The sequence below is a fragment of the Paracoccus sp. M683 genome (genome assembly GCF_007096355.1).
Taxonomy (GTDB): Bacteria; Pseudomonadota; Alphaproteobacteria; order Rhodobacterales; family Rhodobacteraceae; genus Paracoccus.
Map to the genome: position 1 here is coordinate 1 of NZ_VKDF01000019.1, position 17,175 is coordinate 17,175.

The window sequence follows — 17,175 nt, forward strand, 5'->3', positions numbered from 1 at the left end:
AAGCGAAAACGCGTAGAACAGTGCCGCTTGTGCTTCCTGCCGTGGACCCATCATTGCCGATCCTCCCGCCTGACAACGGAATTGAATCAGCGACCAGCCCACCAATCAAGGAGAGTTTTTCAACAAAATATCCCGCAAAGCAGACTTCGCCTGCGCGATCTCGCTGCGCTAGGCACGAACGTCCGGTCTAGGGAAGCTGCACCGCAGCGCCAATCAAAGACCGACTGGCAGTTTTGGGCCGAGTGCGCTGGTCAGGGGCCGCCCAGGACCGTTGCCGGCACCAACGCCGGCAAATCGACGTTAAGAGCCCTTTTCGGACGGTCACGCGCTGCGCTAGGGTCGTCTCGAAGGAGAAAGACGTGCCGGATATTCAGTCACGAGTTGGTACATACTTGGGCGTTGTCGCAACGGTCGCGCTGGCGGTCAGTATCGTCTTGCTGCTGACTCTGTTTGCGGATTTGCTAACTCCTCCGCCTTATGCAGTTGGGTCTCATCCCGACTACCTATCCGCTCTGGCAAAAGCAGTGCTCTTTCTCGGGGTAGTCTCGGCGCCGACGATATGCTGCACCATTGCATGGCCGATCCATCTTCTTAAGAAGCGACGCGGTGAAAAGGTGTTCGGGTGGCTGCGCTTTATGGTTCTAGCGTCAACGGTGTGGATGTGGCTCGTATTTCAGGGAATTGCCAATCTTTGATCCCCGCAGCGTCCGCTCCGTCCCGCAGAGCAGACTTCGCCTGCGCGATCTCGCTGCGCTAGGCACGAACGTCCGGTCTAGGGAAGCTGCACCGCAGCGCCAATCAAAGACCTACTGGCAGTTTTGGGCCGAGTGCGCTGGTCAGGGGCCGCCCAGGACCGTTGCCGGCACCAACGCCGGCAAATCGACGTTAAGAGCCCTCCTTTACGAATGCTGCGCGTTGCGTCAATGTCAGCTATGGTACCGCCGCCATCTCTATCGATCGGGTACATTGACCAATCGTGTTATGTCGATTTCCCTGTCCTGAAGAGCCGGACCGCTCCCTTGCCGCTGCGCTCGATCACGCCTTTCGCTTCGAGGTCGAGCTGCACCGCCTTCAGCCACCACCCGGCCTTCTCGCCGCCCGGAAACAATTCCTGTGACAGGTTCGGCAACAGCGCGGCCTTAGCCTCTGCGACGGACATACCGGGCGCCTCGGACGGCAGCACCGGAAGCAAAGCATCGCGCATGGCGATGAACTTCGCCTTATTCACTCGTTGAACGTGATGCGGTGACGTGATGCTCTCGATCTCGATTTTCTCGTCGGCGTCAGACATTGATCTCTCCCGGGTTTGGCGTTTTCGGGTTACGGAACCCCATTGCGACCCAGGCCCCGAAGAGCTTTGCGAAGAAGCCGAGGCTCTGCTTCTTGGCGTTGGGAATGTCGTCTGGCAGCGTGGCACCTTCCGGGAGATCGGAGGCCATCGTGCGCATCGTGGGCTCAGGCTTTGTGCCGGATGGCCAAAGTCCACTGTAGAGACTCAGCCAGTGTCCGCCTTTGAACTCCAGATAGACAGGCGTGTTGCAGCAGGTGGCGATCACCCGCGTGCTGGGGGCCTCGGGCGACAGGCGGAACCCGGCCAAGTTGGCGGCCCCCACAAGAAAACGCACGCGATCCTTGCGATACATGACGAAGGGCGTCGTGCCGTGATCGGTCAAGGTCCGGGGTGCGCCCTCAAGGCCCTGCATCTTTCCCGCCGCCTCGCGGCAGGAGTTGCAGCAGCATTCGACGCTTGCGATGGGCCTCCCCTCGACTTCAAGGCAGGTCTGGCCACAGGCACATCCGATCTGTGTTGCCTTACCCATGCGCTGGCTCCTTCGCGGCAGTTAATTCGAAGGCGGCAACGATCTTTTCCGGGGTGATTTGCTGGTCGGTCATGATGATTTCTCGTAGTTGGTTTCAGATGTATTTGGCCCCACTCCGAACAGGCCGCGCACATAGCGGATGAGGTGATCAACACTTTCACGGGCGAGGTCAGGGTCTCCGGTGGCCTTGGCGAGGATGAATCCACCCTGAAGAACCGCCTGCGTGTGGCGGGCAAGGCTCTCGGCAGTCCAGTCAGCGTCGATATTATGCTGCTTGCGCGCCGCTTCGATGTCGGTCTCCAGCGTGGCGGCATGGCCGAAGATGCTGGCGGCGCAGGCATCCCGGATCGCGGGCGCGCTATCATGCACCTCCTGCGTCATGGTGCCGACGAGGCAGGTGTATTCAAACGTCTCACCGTCGATGAGGCCTTTGCGGAAATCGAGATAGGCCAGAACCCGGTCCAGCGGATCGTCCGGCTCATGATAGGGCGCGCTGGCAAAGAGTGCGCTGGTTGTCTCGGCCCAGAAATTCGCTACCGCCACGCCAAGCGCGTCCTTGGTATTGAAGTGATAGAAGAACGCACCCTTCGTGACACCGGCCGACTGGCAGAGATCATCGACTGAGGTTGCGGCGAACCCCTTGCGGCGGATCACGTCGCGCGCGCCTTCCAGAAGGCGTGTACGCGCATCACCGCGCTCGGGGGATTGCTTGGTTGGTCTTGGCATATCCGAAACATACCATACGGTTGGTATGTAGTCAATAAACCCATAAATGTGCGTACTGCGGCGACGCCAAAAATCGCCGCTTGCGCACTTGAACCTTGATATCAGGCTTCGGCCGAAAGCAGACTATGCAAGTATCGCGGCGAAAGGCAGCAAGGTCCGCAAAGCAGACTTCGCCTGCGCGATCTCGCTGCGCTAGGCACGAACGTCCGGTCTAGGGAAGCTGCACCGCAGCGCCAATCAAAGACCGACTGACAGTTTTGGGCCGATCTGTCCGCCGACTTATCGCGGCGCCGCAGAAATGCTGCGCAGGCGCAGCAAGTCGTTAGGGCTCAAGGGTGCCCTTCGACAGCAGCGAGATCGTTTTCATCACGCTATCCAGATGTCTTCGGTGCTCCAGAAGCCGGCAACGCGGGCATGTCGTCATCCTGTGCTGGCCAGATCCAGGCTGGATAGACGCCTTCTCTGGCGATCTCGACCAGTTCGCGTTCGAGTTCGGGTTCGAGTGATTGCGACGAACAATAGAGCGCGGTGGGGGGCGAGGTATCGAGCATCACGGCGTTGGCGATCGGCGCATCTGCCCGCAAGTTGTAGCGCAGGCTCTTGGAGAAATGGCGATCACGCATCGCCTCGATCAGGCGCAGTTCTCGATCATGATCGAAGGGTATCCATTGCGCGGTGACGGGCATGACGGCGATCTGCCGGATCTCGGCATAGTTGCCATGCATGTTGAAGGTGGCGATGACGATCAGATGGGCACCCTCGACAGCTTCCACGTCGCGGATCTTTTCGCCGGCGATCTTGTCGAAACGCGCACACAGATCCTCGTCCATGAAGAAGGCCATGTCGGGCAGGTGCTTGAACCGGATTTTCCGCCCATATTGCGACGGTTCCATGTCCTTCAGCTCGGCCACAATCACGCCCAGGGGCATGGGCTTGCCCTTGACCGGCTGAAGATGATGCAGGAAGCGCCGCCTTGCAGCGGCCAACTCATCCTTCTTGTCGGCGGAAAACATGGGCGGGACCAAGAGCACCGAGGACAGCGGTATGGATTTCGCGTTTGCCCGCTCGGCGGCGGCGGTCAGCTCGCGATGAACGATCCACCAGGATCGGCGCGCATAGGCAGGGCGCCACATGGTCAGGCCGGCCGCATCCCAGAGGAAGTGCAGCAAGCCAAGAAGGCCCAGCTTGTTCGGGCTTGCCTCGGCCACGGTGGGTTCGTGATCGCCGGCATCCGGGGCAACGCCGCGCCGGCCACGGACTGACAGGGGAAAATCCAGCTTTAGGGTGGTGTCGCCGCTGTCATCGGTGGTGATGGCCTTGCCCTCGACCTGGCCGAGACCTGACAGTTCCGGCGGCATGGCAAAACTGTCGCAGGAGGGATCATGCGCATGGCCGGTGCCCGGCATCCGCTTCAGATAATACTCGCCCTGAATTTTGGTGACATACATGAGCGGGGAAGCTGGTGAACAAAGGCAGGCGGGCCGAGCCTTCGACTGATGCGCCGCAGCGAGGATGCTTTGCCAGTTCGGGGATGCGGCATCGAAGGTATCAGTGCCAAGCTGATAGCGGCTGGCGGGGACGGCAACATCGGCTGAACGCATAAAGATCACCTGTCTAAAATCACTGACCTCGGGAATTGCAGAAATCTATCTTGATGTGTATATATAGATCATACAACAGAGGATATACACATGGCAATCCTGATCAGGGGCGACGAGATCGACGCATTGGTCGAGAAATACTGTGCCATGACCGGACAGAGCAACAAGAGCGAGGCCGTGCGCCGCGCCCTGGCGGCGCAGATCGAGGCGCTGGCGGCGAAGGAAAGCCTTGCGGACCGGGTTGCGAAGATTCAGCGGCAGGCGGCTGACGGCGGATTTGTCGCCCCTAAAAGCTCCGACAAGGCATTCATGGATGAGATGTGGGGCGAGGGCTGATGTTTCTCGATGCCAGCGCGCTGGTCGCGGTGCTGCTGAAGGAATCTGACGGCACCGCGCTTCTGAAGGCGATGGAGGCCGCACGCGGCAAGCTGCGGTTCTCGCCCGTGGTGCGGATGGAGGCGGTTCTGGCGCTGGTGCGCGCGCGGATCGAGACGCGCGGCAAGGGACCAGCAACCGGCGCCGACAATGCCGATGCGACGGGGCTGGTCGATCAGCTGCTGGAAGCCCTGGAAGCGCAAGAAATGCCGATCACCAGCGAGATCGGCAAGGCTGCGATCGCGGCCCTGGCGATCTATGGCAAGCAAGTCGGGCATCCGGCGCAGCTGAACATGGGCGATGCGCTGTCCTATGCCTGCGCCAAGGCCGAAGGGATTCCGCTGCTCTACAAGGGGCGGGATTTCAGCGAAACGGATTTGGCGTAGTAAGATAGATGGGGTTGCCTATGACTAATACCGCTCCAGTGATCATCTCCCTGTTTGCGCTTGGGGTTTCGGGGGCCGCGCTCTGCGGACAGATACAAAGTTCATCCGAGACGAATGAAAGAGAGCAGCTTGTCGCGCAGATCAACGCATGCGTGGCTTTGTCACAGCATCACTATAGCCCTCGTGTTGGTAACGACGGTGGGCCATGGGCAGACAAAACGAGGGCACTGGCGCTATGCCTTTCCAGCCCGGACCCATCGGCCTGCAGACTCGAAGTTAATGAAGCTGATGATAATGACCTGTGCTGACGATCAACGCATCAGCGGCTTATACGATGTGCGTCAAAGAAAAGGACCGCCCGAGGGCGGCCCAAGTGAACCTTCGTCGCAGAAGGAAACCCTGAAAACCGGGATCTTTGATCCCCTTTCGTTCTCGGTCAGAATAGGCAACGCAATGGCCTGCGTCAATCACATTGCCAGACAGCGCGGGCCTGGACCGGCGCGGTGCTGCGCAGTAGCTCGCGCGTCCGGGAACGGGCCTCTTTCTCGGCCTCAGCCGCACGGCGGGCGGCGTCCTTCTGCTTCGCGAAGGGATCGCCATGCAGACCGAAGAACACCGGCGCAGCCGCAGTATACGCCCGCTCGAAGACTTCCAGCGAAAGGCTGCCGTTTATGACGCGACCGGCGATGCCGCGTGTGCTGATCTGGATATAAGCCATATGGAAGGTGCTGCGGGACAACTCGACTGCTTCCGCCCAGATATGCCGCGCCGGGTCAAAGCCCTGGCTTTCCAGCGCATCAGCGAGCGCCAGAACCATGCAGCCGGCACCGGCTGCGGGTTCGGACACGGCGATAAAGCCCTGCGCCTCGATCTGTGCCGCTGCATCGCCCAGGCTCTTTTCGGCCATCAGCCGGCTGACTTCATAGGGCGTGAAAAACTGCCCGAGGCCCGCATCAAGCGCACCGATCTCGGCCGCGACCTGGCCGATGAAGTCGATGCCGCCGCCTGCAATGGCCTCGATGGAGAGGGCCATCATTTCAGGCATGCGCCGCACATCGTCCTTGTTCGGGAACCTGCCGACGCAGGCCATATAGTCCGCTTCCAGCCGGTCCCGCTGATCGGCGAAAGGTGAGGCGCGCTTGGCAAGGGCGCAATAGGCCATTTCGCAGAACAGGCGGAAGATCTCGGTGCGGGTTTTCGAGCGGTCGAACTGGTCGAGGGCGCGCAGGAATGCGGTCACGGCGGGATGGGCCATGTCAAAATCCTTGTGGGAATGGGGTAGGGTGCCGCGCCGTCAGGCGCAGCGCGCGGGCATCACTGGTTGCGCGCTTGGCTCAGGGCCAGCATGATCGCGGTCCTGTTGGCGGCCACATCATTGCTGATCTGGTCATAGGGCTTCGACCAGTCGACCGGCGTTTGCAGAAGGGCGTCCATGATCGCGAAAGCGCCTCTCCGGGTGCGGCGATCGCCGCCCCGTCCGCCGCCGATGCACATGCCTGATGCGACATGAACGACCTGCCAGCGTTTGTGCTGCTTGAAAACGCCAAGCCCCGACCGGCAATAGGCGGTCACGGTCTGGTCGCCATAGAGGCTGTTCGGGATCGTGATCATCTGTTGTGCATGGGTCATGGAACTGATCCTTGAATGTCAGAGGATGCGGTTGCCGCCGCGCCATCCGGCGCGGCGCTGTCGGGTCAGATGCGGGTCCAGTCGCGGGACATGATGTTGCTGATGGAATAGCGCCCGCCGGTTTCGGTGCTGATGAACACCGTGCGGTTGCTGCGCCCCCATTTTTCCTTTGCGACGCGGAAGGTCTGCAACTCAGCGCCATCCGAAAACCGCAACGGTATCGTCAGACGGATCACGTCACCGGGTTTCAGGCGGCGGTTAGTGCGGGCGGCATGGTCGCGACAGCGTTGCCGCCAAGCGAGCGCGTATTCGGCGCTGGTCGGTGACAGCAGGTCCAGCAGCTTCGCGGGGGCCTCGGCCTGATTGGGACCGCTGGTTTCGTCCATGTCCTTGTAACCCCACTCGCCCTTGCTGGTCGTGGTCAGGAACACCGCGGCGAAGGTATAGCCGCCAGTGGCATCGGTCTCGAAATGTCCGGTAGGGTCGCGCCCGGTGTCCAGCCGACCGGCGGCAGGTTCAGCGCGAACCGCCGCATACCAGACCGATCCCTTGCGGCTGATCAGGACGGGAAACCCCCGTCCTTTCTCACTGTTCCAGGTGCAGAGCCGGGCGATTTCATCGCGGATGCAGGCGGGGGTGTCGGGATAGATGAGCCAGCCCATATCAGCCCCTCCGCGTGTCGAGTGCGAACAGGATCAGGTCGCGCAGTTCTTCCAGCGGATGCGCGTCAGCATCATCCATGCGAGCGTCGGCGTCGTCTTGGTCGGGGATTTCATCCAGAATGCGTTGTGCCAGCAAGTCGACCAGATCCGGCAGGCGGGTATTGGCGTAGGCATGGCTGAGGTCGCGGTATTCGATCAGCTCGCCGGTCAGTTCCACGATCCGGGCGAGTGTTTCGCCGATCTCGCCCCAAGGGGCATCATGGACAATCTGCCATTCCTCTGCGTCCTGGTGAAACCCATAGACCGACCAGAACTCATGCTCGCCGGGATCGCAAACCTCGATGCTGCCGCCCATGTCGCGAACAGGCGACACGCGAAAGCCAGAGAAGGCGAAGATGGTCGTGTCACGCGGCAACCCGTTGAAAGTCTGCGCCAGCGCGGCTTGGTCAATCTGCTGGCCAGCCCGGCGATACTGAACGGCGCTGACCCATTTGCCAGCATCGGCTGCTTTCGCGCGCAAATCGTCCAGCGTGAAGGTACCGAGATAGTCCCCGGTGACATCGAACGCGGCCCAGAGATTGAGCCAACGGCCTTCATTGCGCGTCAGGCCATCAAAATTGTGGAACATGGTCAATATCCTTTTTGCGACGGTCCCGCCTCGGTCTTTGGCGTGGTCGGGTTGCCCATCATCGGGCGGGGTTTCTGGCGAGGACGCGGGAACCGCGCGCCTCTCCTGAAACCCTGCCTCCCGGCGAGGGCAGGAGGGGGACCCGATCAAGGGTCGACCGCAGGGGCGAGGGGAGGGGACTCACCCGGCCTGCACGGAGCGCGCAGCGCGAAGGAAGGCTGGGGACACCCCTTGCCCCGCCAAGCGGACGCGCCCTTGAACGGGGGAACCGGCGGTTCCCATGACGGCCGCGGAACGTGGCCAAAGAAAAAGCCGGGGCGTTCGGCTGTTCCCGAATCCCCCGGCCGGCGTGGCCCGCGATATGCGGGCCTCCTTCGATCTTGTTGGCCGAACGTAAAAGCTTGTCCCGCAATCAAAACTTACGGACTATGGCCCTATGAAACCGACCCGTCATTTCGTCCTTGCCGTAATCTTCACCGTCACCGCTTCAATAGCCGCCCTCGCGCAAACGCGTGTGGTGGATGGTGATACCTTAGACCTTGACGGGCTGCGCATCAGAATCAATGGAATCGACTCCCCAGAATTTGGGCAGCGCTGTGGCGATTGGGATTGCGGCCAGGACGCGCTGGATCACCTTGGCGCGTTGATTTCGATAGGCAAGGTCAGTTGCGAGGCATTGGACCAGGACAAATACGGGCGCACGATTGCCCGCTGTGATGTCAATGGTCAGGATCTGGGTGACGCCATGATCGCGGCGGGCCTGGCCCGTGCGTTCACACGCTATTCAGATGATTATGTCGGCGCAGAGGAAACTGCCAGGACGGCGGCAGTCGGGATCTGGCAGGGCGATTACGAGACACCTTGGGATTTCCGGGACCGGAAATGGGCCGAGGCGGCACAGATCGCACCGGAGGGTTGCCCGATCAAGGGCAATATTTCGGACGGTGGCAAGATTTACCACGCGCCATGGTCGCCGTGGTATGGAAAGACCCGGATCAATGTCTCAAAGGGCGAACGCTGGTTCTGCTCCGAGAATGAGGCGATCGCAGCGGGCTGGCGAGCTCCGGTCTGGCGGTGAACATTGTTTTTGAAATTGTCTTTCAAAGCATAGAGGACGAGCAGATGACGAGACCCAGTATAAGTTCCAGCCTGCTTGCAGCGAGCCTTGTTGTATTGGGCGCATGCGCCCCCGCCCCTGCGCCAGTCGGTTACCAGTATCTGTCCACCCCGACACTTTGGGGGGAATTATCGCGCGCGAGTGACACGAAGGAAATTATGCTGATCGAGTCGGAGCTGGCTGTCAGGGGGCAAACACGATCGCCCGACGGCACGGAATATATAGGACGCCGTACAGCTGGGACCGTTGGCAGGACAACCTATAGTCGCATGGTTGATAATATGGCTGCTGGTTCAGGAGCATCGCCGAGCAACGACAAAGATTGCTCTGATTTTTCGTCAGGTGCAGCCGCACAGCGCTTCTTCATCGCCGAAGGCGGCCCGACGAGAGATCCACATAGGCTGGATGGCGATGGCGATGGCAACGCCTGTGACTGGGGGAGGTCCCTCAGCTCAAGCGTGTCGAATTATCGGCGCTAGCTAAGCGATCAGCCCCGCCAAAAGAACACCGGATATGGCACATATAGGCCGAACCGAGACGCGCCCGCATTGTCGTTGCGTCGGCCGGTGACGTCGGTTGCGTGGCGCGGCCCAGCTGGGCGGAACCCGACTAACCAGATATCGACTGCTTGACCCCAATGTGACAGAGCCGAACGCAGGGGCGACGATGCGGGTGATGTGGATGATCCGCGCGGACAACGTTGCGCTTGACGACTCACCCCGTGTGATCGCGCAGAATTTCTCGGCGCGTGATTCCAGCTCACAAGTCACGACGTCAGCCCGGTGGAAATCCTGTCAGGTTCGCGCAGCGTCAGCCTTGGCCGTCCGGAGATCAGTGGATTGTCGGCCGGGTGATTGGTCTCGCCTCGCGCATCTGCCGGCGGGCCCTGCTGCAGGACAAGACCGCCTCATGGATCTCGGTTTCCATGATCCGGGTCAGGTCGCGCATATGTCTGAATGTCGCCTCGAGTTCGTTGCGGTCACCGGCTGAGGGATCACGTGCCACAAGGTTTGAGATGCCAGCCATCATCGCGCGCAGTTCGCCCAGATGCCCGACAGCCTCATGGGCCCGCTCGGGCAGATCGATGGCATCCTGCCCGTTGAAGATCCCCTCGACAAACCCATCCAGCTCCTCACGGCGCACGCGGGCAAACTGGGCCAGATTTGCGGCAGTGGCGTCCGGTGGCAGCCGGGTGAGCCGAAACGGCAGGCTGCGCTTCTGATGTCGGGTCAGGTCGTTCCACAAGCCCTGCACCAGAACGTCAAGGAGTTCGTTGAGCTCGTCCATGCTCTCGAAGCTGGGGAACGCACCGCCCCACAATCCCTTGATGACCGGCAAGGGTGAAACCGACATCACCGGCGTCGCGATACTGCCGAGAAATCGCGTGCGCACCTCGTGAAACGGCACCGGGCATGCATGCCTTCGCAGCACGGCCTGAGCGACCTTCTCCAATGCTCCCTTGGTACTCGTCTTCATGGCGGCCCCGAACAGTTCGGTGAAACCCGTCGCCGGGCGACGACGGATCACCAATTGATAGGCGCGCACCTGCCAGAACCGCAATGCCAGAATCTCGCGCAATCCCGCCCGGCAGATTGATTATGTTCCTGTTATGTTCTATGCTCGATAGCAAGCCAATCAGGGAGTATCGTCGTGGAGACCACAAGCTTCGCCCTGCCCACCACGCCCCGGCAGATTGCCTATGCACGCTCCCTGGCGCTGCGGAACCAGACCCTCCTGCCCTGGGAGGTCCAGCAAGACCGCCGGACCATCAGCGCATGGATCGAGGCCCAGGCCGGGCGGAAGCCTGTCCCCCGGGACAATCGGCCCTCCTCGAAGCAGGTTGCCTTCGCCGAGCGCCTTGCCCGGATCAAGCAACGCGCCGTTCCTGACGATTGCTTCCGCGACAAGGGGCTGATGTCTAAATGGATCGACGGGAACAAGTGACCCTCACTGTGGCCTTCTGTGCCCGTATCGTCGGACGAGACCCGCTGATCGAGGCGGGTCGCGTAATGCGAGTGGTGCCGTGCCCAATCATCAGCCGGCCGAATCCATCCTGCGGCACCGATTCAGGAAAGTCATTGGACGCGGCGTCGGTACCGCAGGCAATCTGCCGCCATGCATGAGCCCGTCCATCTGACCCGCTGTGATCCGCTGTGCAACATGGCACGGTTCTACCGGCTGGAGATCGCCCCTGATCTCTTTGGCGGAGCGGTTCTGCTGCGCCAATGGGGCCGGATCGGGACCGAGGGCCAGGGCCGGGGCGACTGGTATTCCGAAGCCGGGGCCGCCCGCGCTGCCTGCGATGGCTGGATCAGGCGGAAGTGCGCCCGGGGCTACCAGACCGGTGGCGAGTAACGGTCTCAAGCCACTACCGTCGGACCTCCGTCCCGATCGAGCTTCCATCGCCTGAGCGCCGTGAGACTGCCCTGCAGGTTCAGTTGCCCACGCTGCGCGCTGCGCGTCAGGACCCGCAGCATGGCGCCGGGCTTTCGCACCGGATTGACGGCGCGGAAGCGATTGGCATCGACGATCAGCACGACCAGGGCGGCGGCGAGATTGCCCATGGTTTCTGCCGCCTCCTCCCAGGCAGAGGGATGAATGCCGAGATCGGGCAGGATCGCGAGCGCCGCCCTGATGAACGCCCGCTCGGTCAGCACGCCATCCCCTCGGTGAGCGATATCGAGGCAGAACCGCATGTCATCGGAGGCCATCCGGTAGAGCTGATCGGCGCTGAAGGTTTCAGGCGCAGCAGGCCTGCAGCGGGTTTCTGGAGGCGGCGCCCGTCTGCCGGTGCGGCTTTTTGCCGCCGGCGCGTTTTCCGCAAGGCCGCTCATGGTTCTCGGCCGTGCCTCGGGCAGCCGTCTGGCACTGGAGCCGCCAGAAGAGACAGATATCTTTAGGATTGTCTTTTGTATCGCCGGAACCCCGGCTTCCGCCACGCCGGAAGATTCTGCGCGACATGCCCGCGCTTCGGAGAGCCTGTCGCAGACGCGCTGGATCTCCTGCAGATGGGCCTCAAGGCCGGCGATCGTCCGAAACGACGCGTAGCGCCGTGGCCAGCCGGCATAGGATCTGAGCGCCTCGGTCAATGCCGGATGCTTCGGGTCCGTTTCGAGCATCTCCTCGATCCTGCGCCGCAGATCGCGCTTCAGGGCCGAACATTCGAGGCGCAGGGACTGGAACCGGCGCCCTTCCGCCCGCCGCAGGGCATCGATGTCCATCAGCTCAGCGATCCGGCCGATGAGCGGGGCAAGGTTGAGCCCGAGACGGCGGCCGCCCGCGAGCTCAACGCCGGACCGGTGGCCATCGGCCGCGGTATCGATTTTCAGGAGGCCGATGGCTTCCAGCTGGCGCTCATGGGCGCGCAGCGCGCGGTCGGTGATGCCGAGTTCGGCGGCCAGATCCTGTTGGGCGCGAAAGCACACGGGATCCCGCCCGGGATCGGTCCAGTCCTTGACGGCGGTCGAGCGCATCATTCGCAGAAGAGCCTCACGCCGGGCAAAGCCAATGCCAAAGGCAATGCAGGCATGGCGCTCGATCAATTCGACCAAGTGGTTGAAGCTCAGGCCGTCCGGCAACACCGGCCGTGACACTCTGGATGTGGCGGTGTTTGCGTCGCTGATGATCATCTTGCTGCTCCCGTCAGGATCAGGCGCAGGAGGACCGGGCAGATCTTCTCTGGTCGCGCAGGCGCGTTTTGCTTGATCTGCGTGTCGGGAGGGATTACAAATAATCCTGTTGATACGGGCTACCCAGGTTTGCACACCTGTTTCTGTGATCCCCCCCGCCGGGTTCCCCGCGCGGGGGTTTCATTTTTCGGGCTCTGGTTGATGCTCTCGCTCTGTTTTGTCTCTTCTGTGCGGTGAAGGTTTCGGCAGCATCGCGGCAGGAGATGCAGCTCCTGCAGCTTGGGACTGCCACCGTGTCTAATAGCGAACCACCTCGAAGCCATGCGTGCCGAAGGTGTCGGTCCATTCGACGCCGACCCCGCGATAGCGGCCGGCCGCGATGCAGGGCCCATCGGGGTGCAGGTTGGTGTCGAGCCAGGCAGGCGCAGCGGTGATGCTGAACCCCGCCCAACTGAAATCACCTTGCTGACCATAGCTCCCGAGCCGGGTCCTGGCCTTCTGCCGGTGGCAGACATCGCGTTCGCCGTTGCTGGTCGTGCCGGCAAAGGCGTACCAGTCGATGTCGTAGACCCGGATCGACCGAACGACATCGAAAGCCGGGTCCGAAATGTCGACATCGGCGGCCGGGCTGCCGGCAACCTCGACCGCCAGGTCCCACGGAAGCCGGCCCTCCGGCATCTGGCTCTGACCAGGAAGGGCTGTTGCGGCAATCGACCAGATGCGATCAACCGGTGATTGCGTCCGAAAACTCGCCCGCATCGGGCAACGCCAGATCTGCAGGGGTGGCTCAATCGGCCAGGGGGTGATCCGACGGACAAACTCTGCGCGGGCGGCAGTGCATTCGACTGAGCCGGGCCATCCTCCGGACAGGCACAGCAGAATGGCGCAATCGATCGGATAGGCGTCCACCTTGCTGGGCCCGACCGCCGGCAATAGGCCTGCCGCGATCACCGCGGCCAAACCATATCCTCTCCTCGAAACCATGTTTCTATTCCTCTCGTTGGCCTGAAGTTCTTCTCGCGACCTCCAGACGGTGCAGGAAATCCTGGTAAGCACCGGTTCGGCGCTGTGCGAGCAGGAACGCCTCGTGGCGGCTTCGGTCCATGCAGTCGAAATACATCGTTATCTCTTTGAAATAGATTTCGAACTCCTCCTCGATGATCTCGGCGTATTCGACCAGAAGATCATCCGATTCAGGCACGATCGGGTGGTCCGGCGGGATGCAGATTTCGACCGCAAGACAACTTGCCGGCAGCACGATGCAGATCGCGCCAAGGGCAAACGTCGAAAGATGTCTGCGGCACGCGACGGTGGTCGTCGTCACGGGATCGCGGCGTTCGGTCGACTTTCCTGAATCTGGATGTTGATCATGAAGTGCTTCCTCTCAGCGTCTTGGATTCAATATTGCAGTATTGCTGCATATCTGCAATATTGAATCTTGCTGAGGCGGTGCTGGGCTGGCTGCTGACAATTGCGGTGGCGCCTTGTCCCACATGACCTGCAATGATCCATCGTTCCAGAGATAGAGCCAGCCTTCGGCTGTCGGTGTGGAGATCCGTTGAACAGGGTTCGCGAAAAGGCGCTTCTCTGTCATCACCATAACCTCTGGTTGCAAATACCAGAGGGCATAATCGAACTGGTTGTTAAAGCCGAAAATCAGACAAGTGCCTTTTCGGACAATCCATTCGGGCAGTTCAGAGATAGTTCCGGGCAACTGCAAGCGCGACAGCCTGCGTCCGTGTCTTCGCATTGAGCTTGGCGCATGCCTTAACCGCGCGCTGCTTGACCGTCGATTCCGAGATCCCGAGGGTCTCTGCGGTTTCGGCCTGCCCGAGACCATCGCGAAAACACCGCAGCACATCGATTTCGCCATCGGTGAGCGAAGCCCGGTTTACGACGAGGTCGTTCCAGAGCGAGAACTTGGCTTGGGTGGTGAGGATTTCATCGTCCCGGAACTCCCGGTCGGCGCGCGAGATCGTCAGAAATGACCGTTTCCGTGCCACCTTTCGCGAGATCGCGACTCCGTAGTTGAGGCCGAACTTTCGCGCCTCAGGCATCACCCCCCGCATGTCGGGGATTTTCACCTCCGACCAACGGATCGCGCCCTCGTTGAGCATCGTCCAGGCCGCGATCGGGTCACCAAAGAAATAGTTGCGCTCTTCATAGATCTTTCGCCAGCCGTCCGGATAGCCGTTGTGCAGGTGCTCAGGACCCCTGTAGGTCAAGTTGAAGCCCATGATCCAGCCCGACGGTGCCAGCTCGTTCAGCTTTGCAACCTCACCGTCAAAGCTTGGAATAAGGTCGTGGAGCATCGCAATCTCCCGGAATATGCCCAAACGGTATGTCTTATCGGACTAACTGAAAAGTCATTTCTGCAGTTCTGCTAGAGACAACCTACGATGTTGTCGTTTAGAAAGGCAATCAACTGCAGGAAAACATCGGTGGCGCCATGAGCTTGACAAGAATCCTGACCGAAGCGGAGTTCACCAAAGACATGGTGGAGACCATGCTCGAGTATTTTGACCAATATGCAGTCGACGGTGTCCTCCGCGTGGAGGTCACGAATCGCGGGCTTTGGTTGCCAAATCCTATCGTCCCCGGTCGGCAGTTCCTGGGCCTGGCACGACTTCCAGATGAGTTGAGGCACTAAATCCTGGTCATGCACCTGCGACCGATCAATGCTGATACCACCTCAGAGGTGCGTATTGAGGTGATTACCCTCCCCGGGGATCTGGCCCGGTACCATTTGGTCGCAGCCTTCTTGCGCATGCGCAAAAAGGTCTTCGTCGACCAGAAAGCCTGGCGTCTGCACCATGCCGAAGACATTGAATTCGAACAGTATGATACCTTCGATACGACCTATGTGATCGCCCATCAGAACGGTCGTGTCGTGGGTGGCGCGAGGCTGAAGCGCACAGACCGCAGTCATGGTTGGGGTTCGGTCGTCTACAGCTACATGATCCGGGATGCCTATCTGGGGCTGCTGCCCGGTCTTCCTCAAGATTTGTGCAGCAACAATCCTCCCATGGACGACAGGACTTGGGAACTTACCAGGTTGATTGCCGATCCCACACTCGGCATCGTCGAGGCGATTCTTGAAGTTGCGAATGCCTATCTGTTCGCGGTTGGCGCGGGAAAATGCCTCTTTCTCGGATCCCCCGCTTTCATGCGGATGGCGACCAGGCTCGGTTGGTCGCCGATGCGGCTCGGTGAGGTCGTCGAGAACGAAAGCGGCCGGTTCATTGCCTTCGGTTGCGACGTCATTACGCCGGCCGAGGTAAGGGCCAGCAAAGTGAGAGATTCTGACAAGGTCCGTCAAAGCTAAGTACTGCTGCTGGTTGCAGAAAACTGCCCGTAAACATCGGCGAGTCCTTTCTTGGCAAATCTCTGCAAGTCTCCTAGTTTACCTCAAAAGGCACCAAGATGTGCTGAAAACTGAAACTAGGGCCTTGCATTTCTGCAGTTTTGCGTCGAAACTGCAGAAATGCGGGCGGTGAGAGGCTGACCCGTGACCGACAACCACACCAAGCTTGGTGGCGCACCCTATGCGGTCAGTGAAAGCGGAATCAGACAGCTCCTCGGCGAAGGATGGCGGCTGGAAGCCGAATGCATCGAATCGGCCGCCGAACGACATTCAAACATCTTCGGGCGTTGGGCGGTTCGGATCGTCGCGCCAGACGAGTCGATTGCCCGCTATCTCACAACGACACGCAACATCATGGAAATGCGTCTTTTCAAGACGACCAATGGGCTTATCTCTTTCATGGACGGCCTTGGCGTGGCTGGCCCAAGAGTACCCATGCGAAAAGGCGAGATCTTCGTCCAGAACCTTTCCGGGCCAGAAGAAGAGTAGAGAAGCGCTTGCGCAGCACAAGCGGACCCGCTGTTTCGGTCTGCTTATGGTTGCGGTGGTCGTCTCGTCCTTTGCTGTCTTGCCGGCCAAGGGCAAAGCCGACGTCATCCGCTTCGGCGCAGCGTCCGACGACGCGGCACCCAGCATCGACCCCCGCCAGCGTGCGGTTTATCGCTACGATCGGCGCGGCGAACTGATCCTGCCGCCGGAACCGGAGGGCGTACTGCCGTCGCCAGACGAGCTGGCGCCGGCGGGCAGATCCACCTCCGGCCAGATGAACTTCAGCGCCGGGGAGATCCCGGTCGGCAGCTATCCGACGGCGCTGGAGGGGGTGCGGGCGACGGCCGCGCGCTACCAGAACCATCCGGCGATCTCGGCGGCAGGCTTAAGCCGCGGCGAATGGATGGCGCTCTTCCAGGCGATGATCTGGCAGGAATCGCGCTTCAATCCGGGGGCGGTGAGCCCCAAGGGGGCGCGGGGCCTGGCGCAGCTGATGCCCGGCACCGCGGCGCGGCTTGGGGTGAACCCGCGCGACCCGATGCAGAATCTCGATGGCGGCGCGCGCTATCTGCTCACCCAGCTTGGCACCTTCCGCTCTCCAATGCTGGCGCTGGCGGCCTATAACGCCGGTCCCGGCGCCGTGCGCAAATATGGCGGTGTGCCGCCCTACCCGGAAACCAGGAACTACGTGGTGAAGATCCTGTCGCATCACGCAAGGCTGATGGGTTCCCGATGAAGAGGTGCCGCAT

General features: G+C 61.1%; 25 protein-coding genes. 11 read left to right on the forward strand and 14 right to left on the reverse strand.

Annotated elements, in window-relative coordinates; translation table 11 throughout:
* Nucleotides 1-359 precede the first annotated feature (359 nt).
* Nucleotides 360-695 (forward strand): hypothetical protein, encoded by a 336-nt coding sequence (locus FNJ84_RS19700; protein ID WP_143794898.1) that lies wholly within the window; start codon nt 360-362, stop codon nt 693-695.
* Nucleotides 696-979: 284 nt separating this feature from the next.
* Here the strand turns inward: FNJ84_RS19700 and FNJ84_RS19705 are convergent, their stop codons facing one another.
* The 4 genes from FNJ84_RS19705 to FNJ84_RS19720 form a co-directional block, all read right to left on the reverse strand.
* A complete protein-coding gene (locus tag FNJ84_RS19705; RefSeq protein WP_114350710.1) occupies nt 980-1,291 on the reverse strand; it encodes a hypothetical protein in 312 nt (103 codons plus the stop codon).
* A complete protein-coding gene (locus tag FNJ84_RS19710) occupies nt 1,284-1,820 on the reverse strand; it encodes a GFA family protein (protein WP_143794899.1) in 537 nt (178 codons plus the stop codon). The genes FNJ84_RS19705 and FNJ84_RS19710 overlap by 8 nt, the downstream gene beginning before the upstream one ends.
* 69 nt (nt 1,821-1,889) lie before the next feature.
* Nucleotides 1,890-2,546 carry a TetR/AcrR family transcriptional regulator gene (locus tag FNJ84_RS19715; protein WP_114350712.1) on the reverse strand — a complete coding sequence of 219 codons (657 nt, stop codon included), beginning with the start codon at nt 2,544-2,546 and terminating at the stop codon, nt 1,890-1,892.
* Between the two features lie 371 nt (nt 2,547-2,917).
* Nucleotides 2,918-4,147 carry a DUF1173 family protein gene (locus tag FNJ84_RS19720; RefSeq protein WP_143794900.1) on the reverse strand — a complete coding sequence of 410 codons (1,230 nt, stop codon included), beginning with the start codon at nt 4,145-4,147 and terminating at the stop codon, nt 2,918-2,920.
* A gap of 90 nt (nt 4,148-4,237) precedes the next feature.
* Here FNJ84_RS19720 and FNJ84_RS19725 point away from each other — a divergent pair, with 90 nt between their 5' ends.
* A complete protein-coding gene (locus tag FNJ84_RS19725; protein WP_101754895.1) occupies nt 4,238-4,483 on the forward strand; it encodes a type II toxin-antitoxin system VapB family antitoxin in 246 nt (81 codons plus the stop codon).
* Nucleotides 4,483-4,908 carry a type II toxin-antitoxin system VapC family toxin gene (locus tag FNJ84_RS19730; protein ID WP_221932013.1) on the forward strand — a complete coding sequence of 142 codons (426 nt, stop codon included), beginning with the start codon at nt 4,483-4,485 and terminating at the stop codon, nt 4,906-4,908. The genes FNJ84_RS19725 and FNJ84_RS19730 overlap by 1 nt, the downstream gene beginning before the upstream one ends.
* 463 nt (nt 4,909-5,371) lie before the next feature.
* Here the strand turns inward: FNJ84_RS19730 and FNJ84_RS19735 are convergent, their stop codons facing one another.
* From FNJ84_RS19735 to FNJ84_RS19750, 4 genes are all read right to left on the reverse strand, one after another.
* Nucleotides 5,372-6,163, reverse strand: a complete 792-nt coding sequence (locus tag FNJ84_RS19735; RefSeq protein WP_143794901.1) for an N-6 DNA methylase — start codon at nt 6,161-6,163, stop codon at nt 5,372-5,374.
* 59 nt (nt 6,164-6,222) lie between these two features.
* Nucleotides 6,223-6,537 carry a hypothetical protein gene (locus tag FNJ84_RS19740; protein ID WP_101754897.1) on the reverse strand — a complete coding sequence of 105 codons (315 nt, stop codon included), beginning with the start codon at nt 6,535-6,537 and terminating at the stop codon, nt 6,223-6,225.
* Nucleotides 6,538-6,602: 65 nt separating this feature from the next.
* Nucleotides 6,603-7,199 carry a hypothetical protein gene (locus FNJ84_RS19745; RefSeq protein ID WP_143794902.1) on the reverse strand — a complete coding sequence of 199 codons (597 nt, stop codon included), beginning with the start codon at nt 7,197-7,199 and terminating at the stop codon, nt 6,603-6,605.
* A gap of 1 nt (nt 7,200) precedes the next feature.
* A complete protein-coding gene (locus FNJ84_RS19750; RefSeq protein ID WP_143794903.1) occupies nt 7,201-7,827 on the reverse strand; it encodes a hypothetical protein in 627 nt (208 codons plus the stop codon).
* 436 nt (nt 7,828-8,263) lie between these two features.
* Here FNJ84_RS19750 and FNJ84_RS19755 point away from each other — a divergent pair, with 436 nt between their 5' ends.
* Together FNJ84_RS19755 and FNJ84_RS22610 are read left to right on the forward strand one after the other, a co-directional pair.
* Nucleotides 8,264-8,905: a thermonuclease family protein gene (locus FNJ84_RS19755; protein WP_143794904.1), complete on the forward strand. Its 642-nt coding sequence runs from the start codon at nt 8,264-8,266 to the stop codon at nt 8,903-8,905.
* 320 nt (nt 8,906-9,225) lie between these two features.
* Complete coding sequence (locus FNJ84_RS22610; RefSeq protein WP_363323869.1) at nt 9,226-9,423, forward strand: excalibur calcium-binding domain-containing protein; 198 nt, start codon at nt 9,226-9,228, stop codon at nt 9,421-9,423.
* Between the two features lie 352 nt (nt 9,424-9,775).
* Here the strand turns inward: FNJ84_RS22610 and FNJ84_RS19765 are convergent, their stop codons facing one another.
* Nucleotides 9,776-10,522, reverse strand: coding sequence for a hypothetical protein (locus FNJ84_RS19765; RefSeq protein WP_221932015.1), 747 nt, complete (start codon nt 10,520-10,522; stop codon nt 9,776-9,778).
* Between the two features lie 72 nt (nt 10,523-10,594).
* Between FNJ84_RS19765 and FNJ84_RS19770 the strand changes: the two genes are divergently transcribed.
* Complete coding sequence (locus FNJ84_RS19770; protein WP_143794905.1) at nt 10,595-10,888, forward strand: hypothetical protein; 294 nt, start codon at nt 10,595-10,597, stop codon at nt 10,886-10,888.
* A 171-nt stretch (nt 10,889-11,059) separates the two neighbouring features.
* Nucleotides 11,060-11,299 carry a WGR domain-containing protein gene (locus FNJ84_RS19775; protein ID WP_143794906.1) on the forward strand — a complete coding sequence of 80 codons (240 nt, stop codon included), beginning with the start codon at nt 11,060-11,062 and terminating at the stop codon, nt 11,297-11,299.
* 5 nt (nt 11,300-11,304) lie between these two features.
* On the opposite strand, the gene repC is transcribed toward FNJ84_RS19775, so the two are convergent.
* From repC to FNJ84_RS19800, 5 genes are all read right to left on the reverse strand, one after another.
* Nucleotides 11,305-12,573 carry a replication initiation protein RepC gene (repC, locus tag FNJ84_RS19780; RefSeq protein WP_143794907.1) on the reverse strand — a complete coding sequence of 423 codons (1,269 nt, stop codon included), beginning with the start codon at nt 12,571-12,573 and terminating at the stop codon, nt 11,305-11,307.
* A 297-nt stretch (nt 12,574-12,870) separates the two neighbouring features.
* Nucleotides 12,871-13,524 carry a hypothetical protein gene (locus FNJ84_RS19785; protein WP_255471319.1) on the reverse strand — a complete coding sequence of 218 codons (654 nt, stop codon included), beginning with the start codon at nt 13,522-13,524 and terminating at the stop codon, nt 12,871-12,873.
* A gap of 37 nt (nt 13,525-13,561) precedes the next feature.
* On the reverse strand, nt 13,562-13,897 hold the full coding sequence (locus FNJ84_RS19790; protein ID WP_143794909.1) for a hypothetical protein: 336 nt from the start codon (nt 13,895-13,897) through the stop codon (nt 13,562-13,564).
* Nucleotides 13,898-13,957: 60 nt separating this feature from the next.
* Nucleotides 13,958-14,287 carry a hypothetical protein gene (locus FNJ84_RS19795; protein ID WP_143794910.1) on the reverse strand — a complete coding sequence of 110 codons (330 nt, stop codon included), beginning with the start codon at nt 14,285-14,287 and terminating at the stop codon, nt 13,958-13,960.
* Nucleotides 14,268-14,885: a LuxR family transcriptional regulator gene (locus FNJ84_RS19800; RefSeq protein WP_143794911.1), complete on the reverse strand. Its 618-nt coding sequence runs from the start codon at nt 14,883-14,885 to the stop codon at nt 14,268-14,270. The genes FNJ84_RS19795 and FNJ84_RS19800 overlap by 20 nt, the downstream gene beginning before the upstream one ends.
* Before the next feature lie 137 nt (nt 14,886-15,022).
* Here FNJ84_RS19800 and FNJ84_RS22255 point away from each other — a divergent pair, with 137 nt between their 5' ends.
* The 4 genes from FNJ84_RS22255 (at nt 15,023) to FNJ84_RS19815 (ending at nt 17,162) form a co-directional block, all read left to right on the forward strand.
* Nucleotides 15,023-15,223 carry a hypothetical protein gene (locus tag FNJ84_RS22255; RefSeq protein ID WP_101754778.1) on the forward strand — a complete coding sequence of 67 codons (201 nt, stop codon included), beginning with the start codon at nt 15,023-15,025 and terminating at the stop codon, nt 15,221-15,223.
* A gap of 9 nt (nt 15,224-15,232) precedes the next feature.
* Nucleotides 15,233-15,898 carry an acyl-homoserine-lactone synthase gene (locus FNJ84_RS19805; RefSeq protein WP_143794912.1) on the forward strand — a complete coding sequence of 222 codons (666 nt, stop codon included), beginning with the start codon at nt 15,233-15,235 and terminating at the stop codon, nt 15,896-15,898.
* Nucleotides 15,899-16,081: 183 nt separating this feature from the next.
* Complete coding sequence (locus FNJ84_RS19810) at nt 16,082-16,426, forward strand: hypothetical protein (protein WP_143794913.1); 345 nt, start codon at nt 16,082-16,084, stop codon at nt 16,424-16,426.
* 46 nt (nt 16,427-16,472) lie between these two features.
* Nucleotides 16,473-17,162, forward strand: a complete 690-nt coding sequence (locus FNJ84_RS19815; RefSeq protein WP_363323868.1) for a lytic transglycosylase domain-containing protein — start codon at nt 16,473-16,475, stop codon at nt 17,160-17,162.
* Nucleotides 17,163-17,175 lie beyond the last annotated feature (13 nt).

Coding starts and splice junctions, on each gene's coding strand:
- FNJ84_RS19720 (WP_143794900.1), bottom strand. CDS start 4,147: ATGCGTTCAGCCGATGTTGCCGTCCCCGCCAGCCGCTATCAGCTTGGC.
- FNJ84_RS19710 (WP_143794899.1), bottom strand. CDS start 1,820: ATGGGTAAGGCAACACAGATCGGATGTGCCTGTGGCCAGACCTGCCTT.
- FNJ84_RS19740 (WP_101754897.1), bottom strand. CDS start 6,537: ATGACCCATGCACAACAGATGATCACGATCCCGAACAGCCTCTATGGC.
- FNJ84_RS19805 (WP_143794912.1), top strand. CDS start 15,233: ATGCACCTGCGACCGATCAATGCTGATACCACCTCAGAGGTGCGTATT.
- FNJ84_RS19815 (WP_363323868.1), top strand. CDS start 16,473: ATGGTTGCGGTGGTCGTCTCGTCCTTTGCTGTCTTGCCGGCCAAGGGC.
- FNJ84_RS19745 (WP_143794902.1), bottom strand. CDS start 7,199: ATGGGCTGGCTCATCTATCCCGACACCCCCGCCTGCATCCGCGATGAA.
- FNJ84_RS19800 (WP_143794911.1), bottom strand. CDS start 14,885: ATGCTCCACGACCTTATTCCAAGCTTTGACGGTGAGGTTGCAAAGCTG.
- FNJ84_RS19725 (WP_101754895.1), top strand. CDS start 4,238: ATGGCAATCCTGATCAGGGGCGACGAGATCGACGCATTGGTCGAGAAA.
- FNJ84_RS19750 (WP_143794903.1), bottom strand. CDS start 7,827: ATGTTCCACAATTTTGATGGCCTGACGCGCAATGAAGGCCGTTGGCTC.
- FNJ84_RS22610 (WP_363323869.1), top strand. CDS start 9,226: ATGGCTGCTGGTTCAGGAGCATCGCCGAGCAACGACAAAGATTGCTCT.
- FNJ84_RS19705 (WP_114350710.1), bottom strand. CDS start 1,291: ATGTCTGACGCCGACGAGAAAATCGAGATCGAGAGCATCACGTCACCG.
- FNJ84_RS19735 (WP_143794901.1), bottom strand. CDS start 6,163: ATGGCCCATCCCGCCGTGACCGCATTCCTGCGCGCCCTCGACCAGTTC.
- FNJ84_RS19715 (WP_114350712.1), bottom strand. CDS start 2,546: ATGCCAAGACCAACCAAGCAATCCCCCGAGCGCGGTGATGCGCGTACA.
- repC (WP_143794907.1), bottom strand. CDS start 12,573: ATGATCATCAGCGACGCAAACACCGCCACATCCAGAGTGTCACGGCCG.
- FNJ84_RS19730 (WP_221932013.1), top strand. CDS start 4,483: ATGTTTCTCGATGCCAGCGCGCTGGTCGCGGTGCTGCTGAAGGAATCT.
- FNJ84_RS19755 (WP_143794904.1), top strand. CDS start 8,264: ATGAAACCGACCCGTCATTTCGTCCTTGCCGTAATCTTCACCGTCACC.
- FNJ84_RS19775 (WP_143794906.1), top strand. CDS start 11,060: ATGCATGAGCCCGTCCATCTGACCCGCTGTGATCCGCTGTGCAACATG.
- FNJ84_RS22255 (WP_101754778.1), top strand. CDS start 15,023: ATGAGCTTGACAAGAATCCTGACCGAAGCGGAGTTCACCAAAGACATG.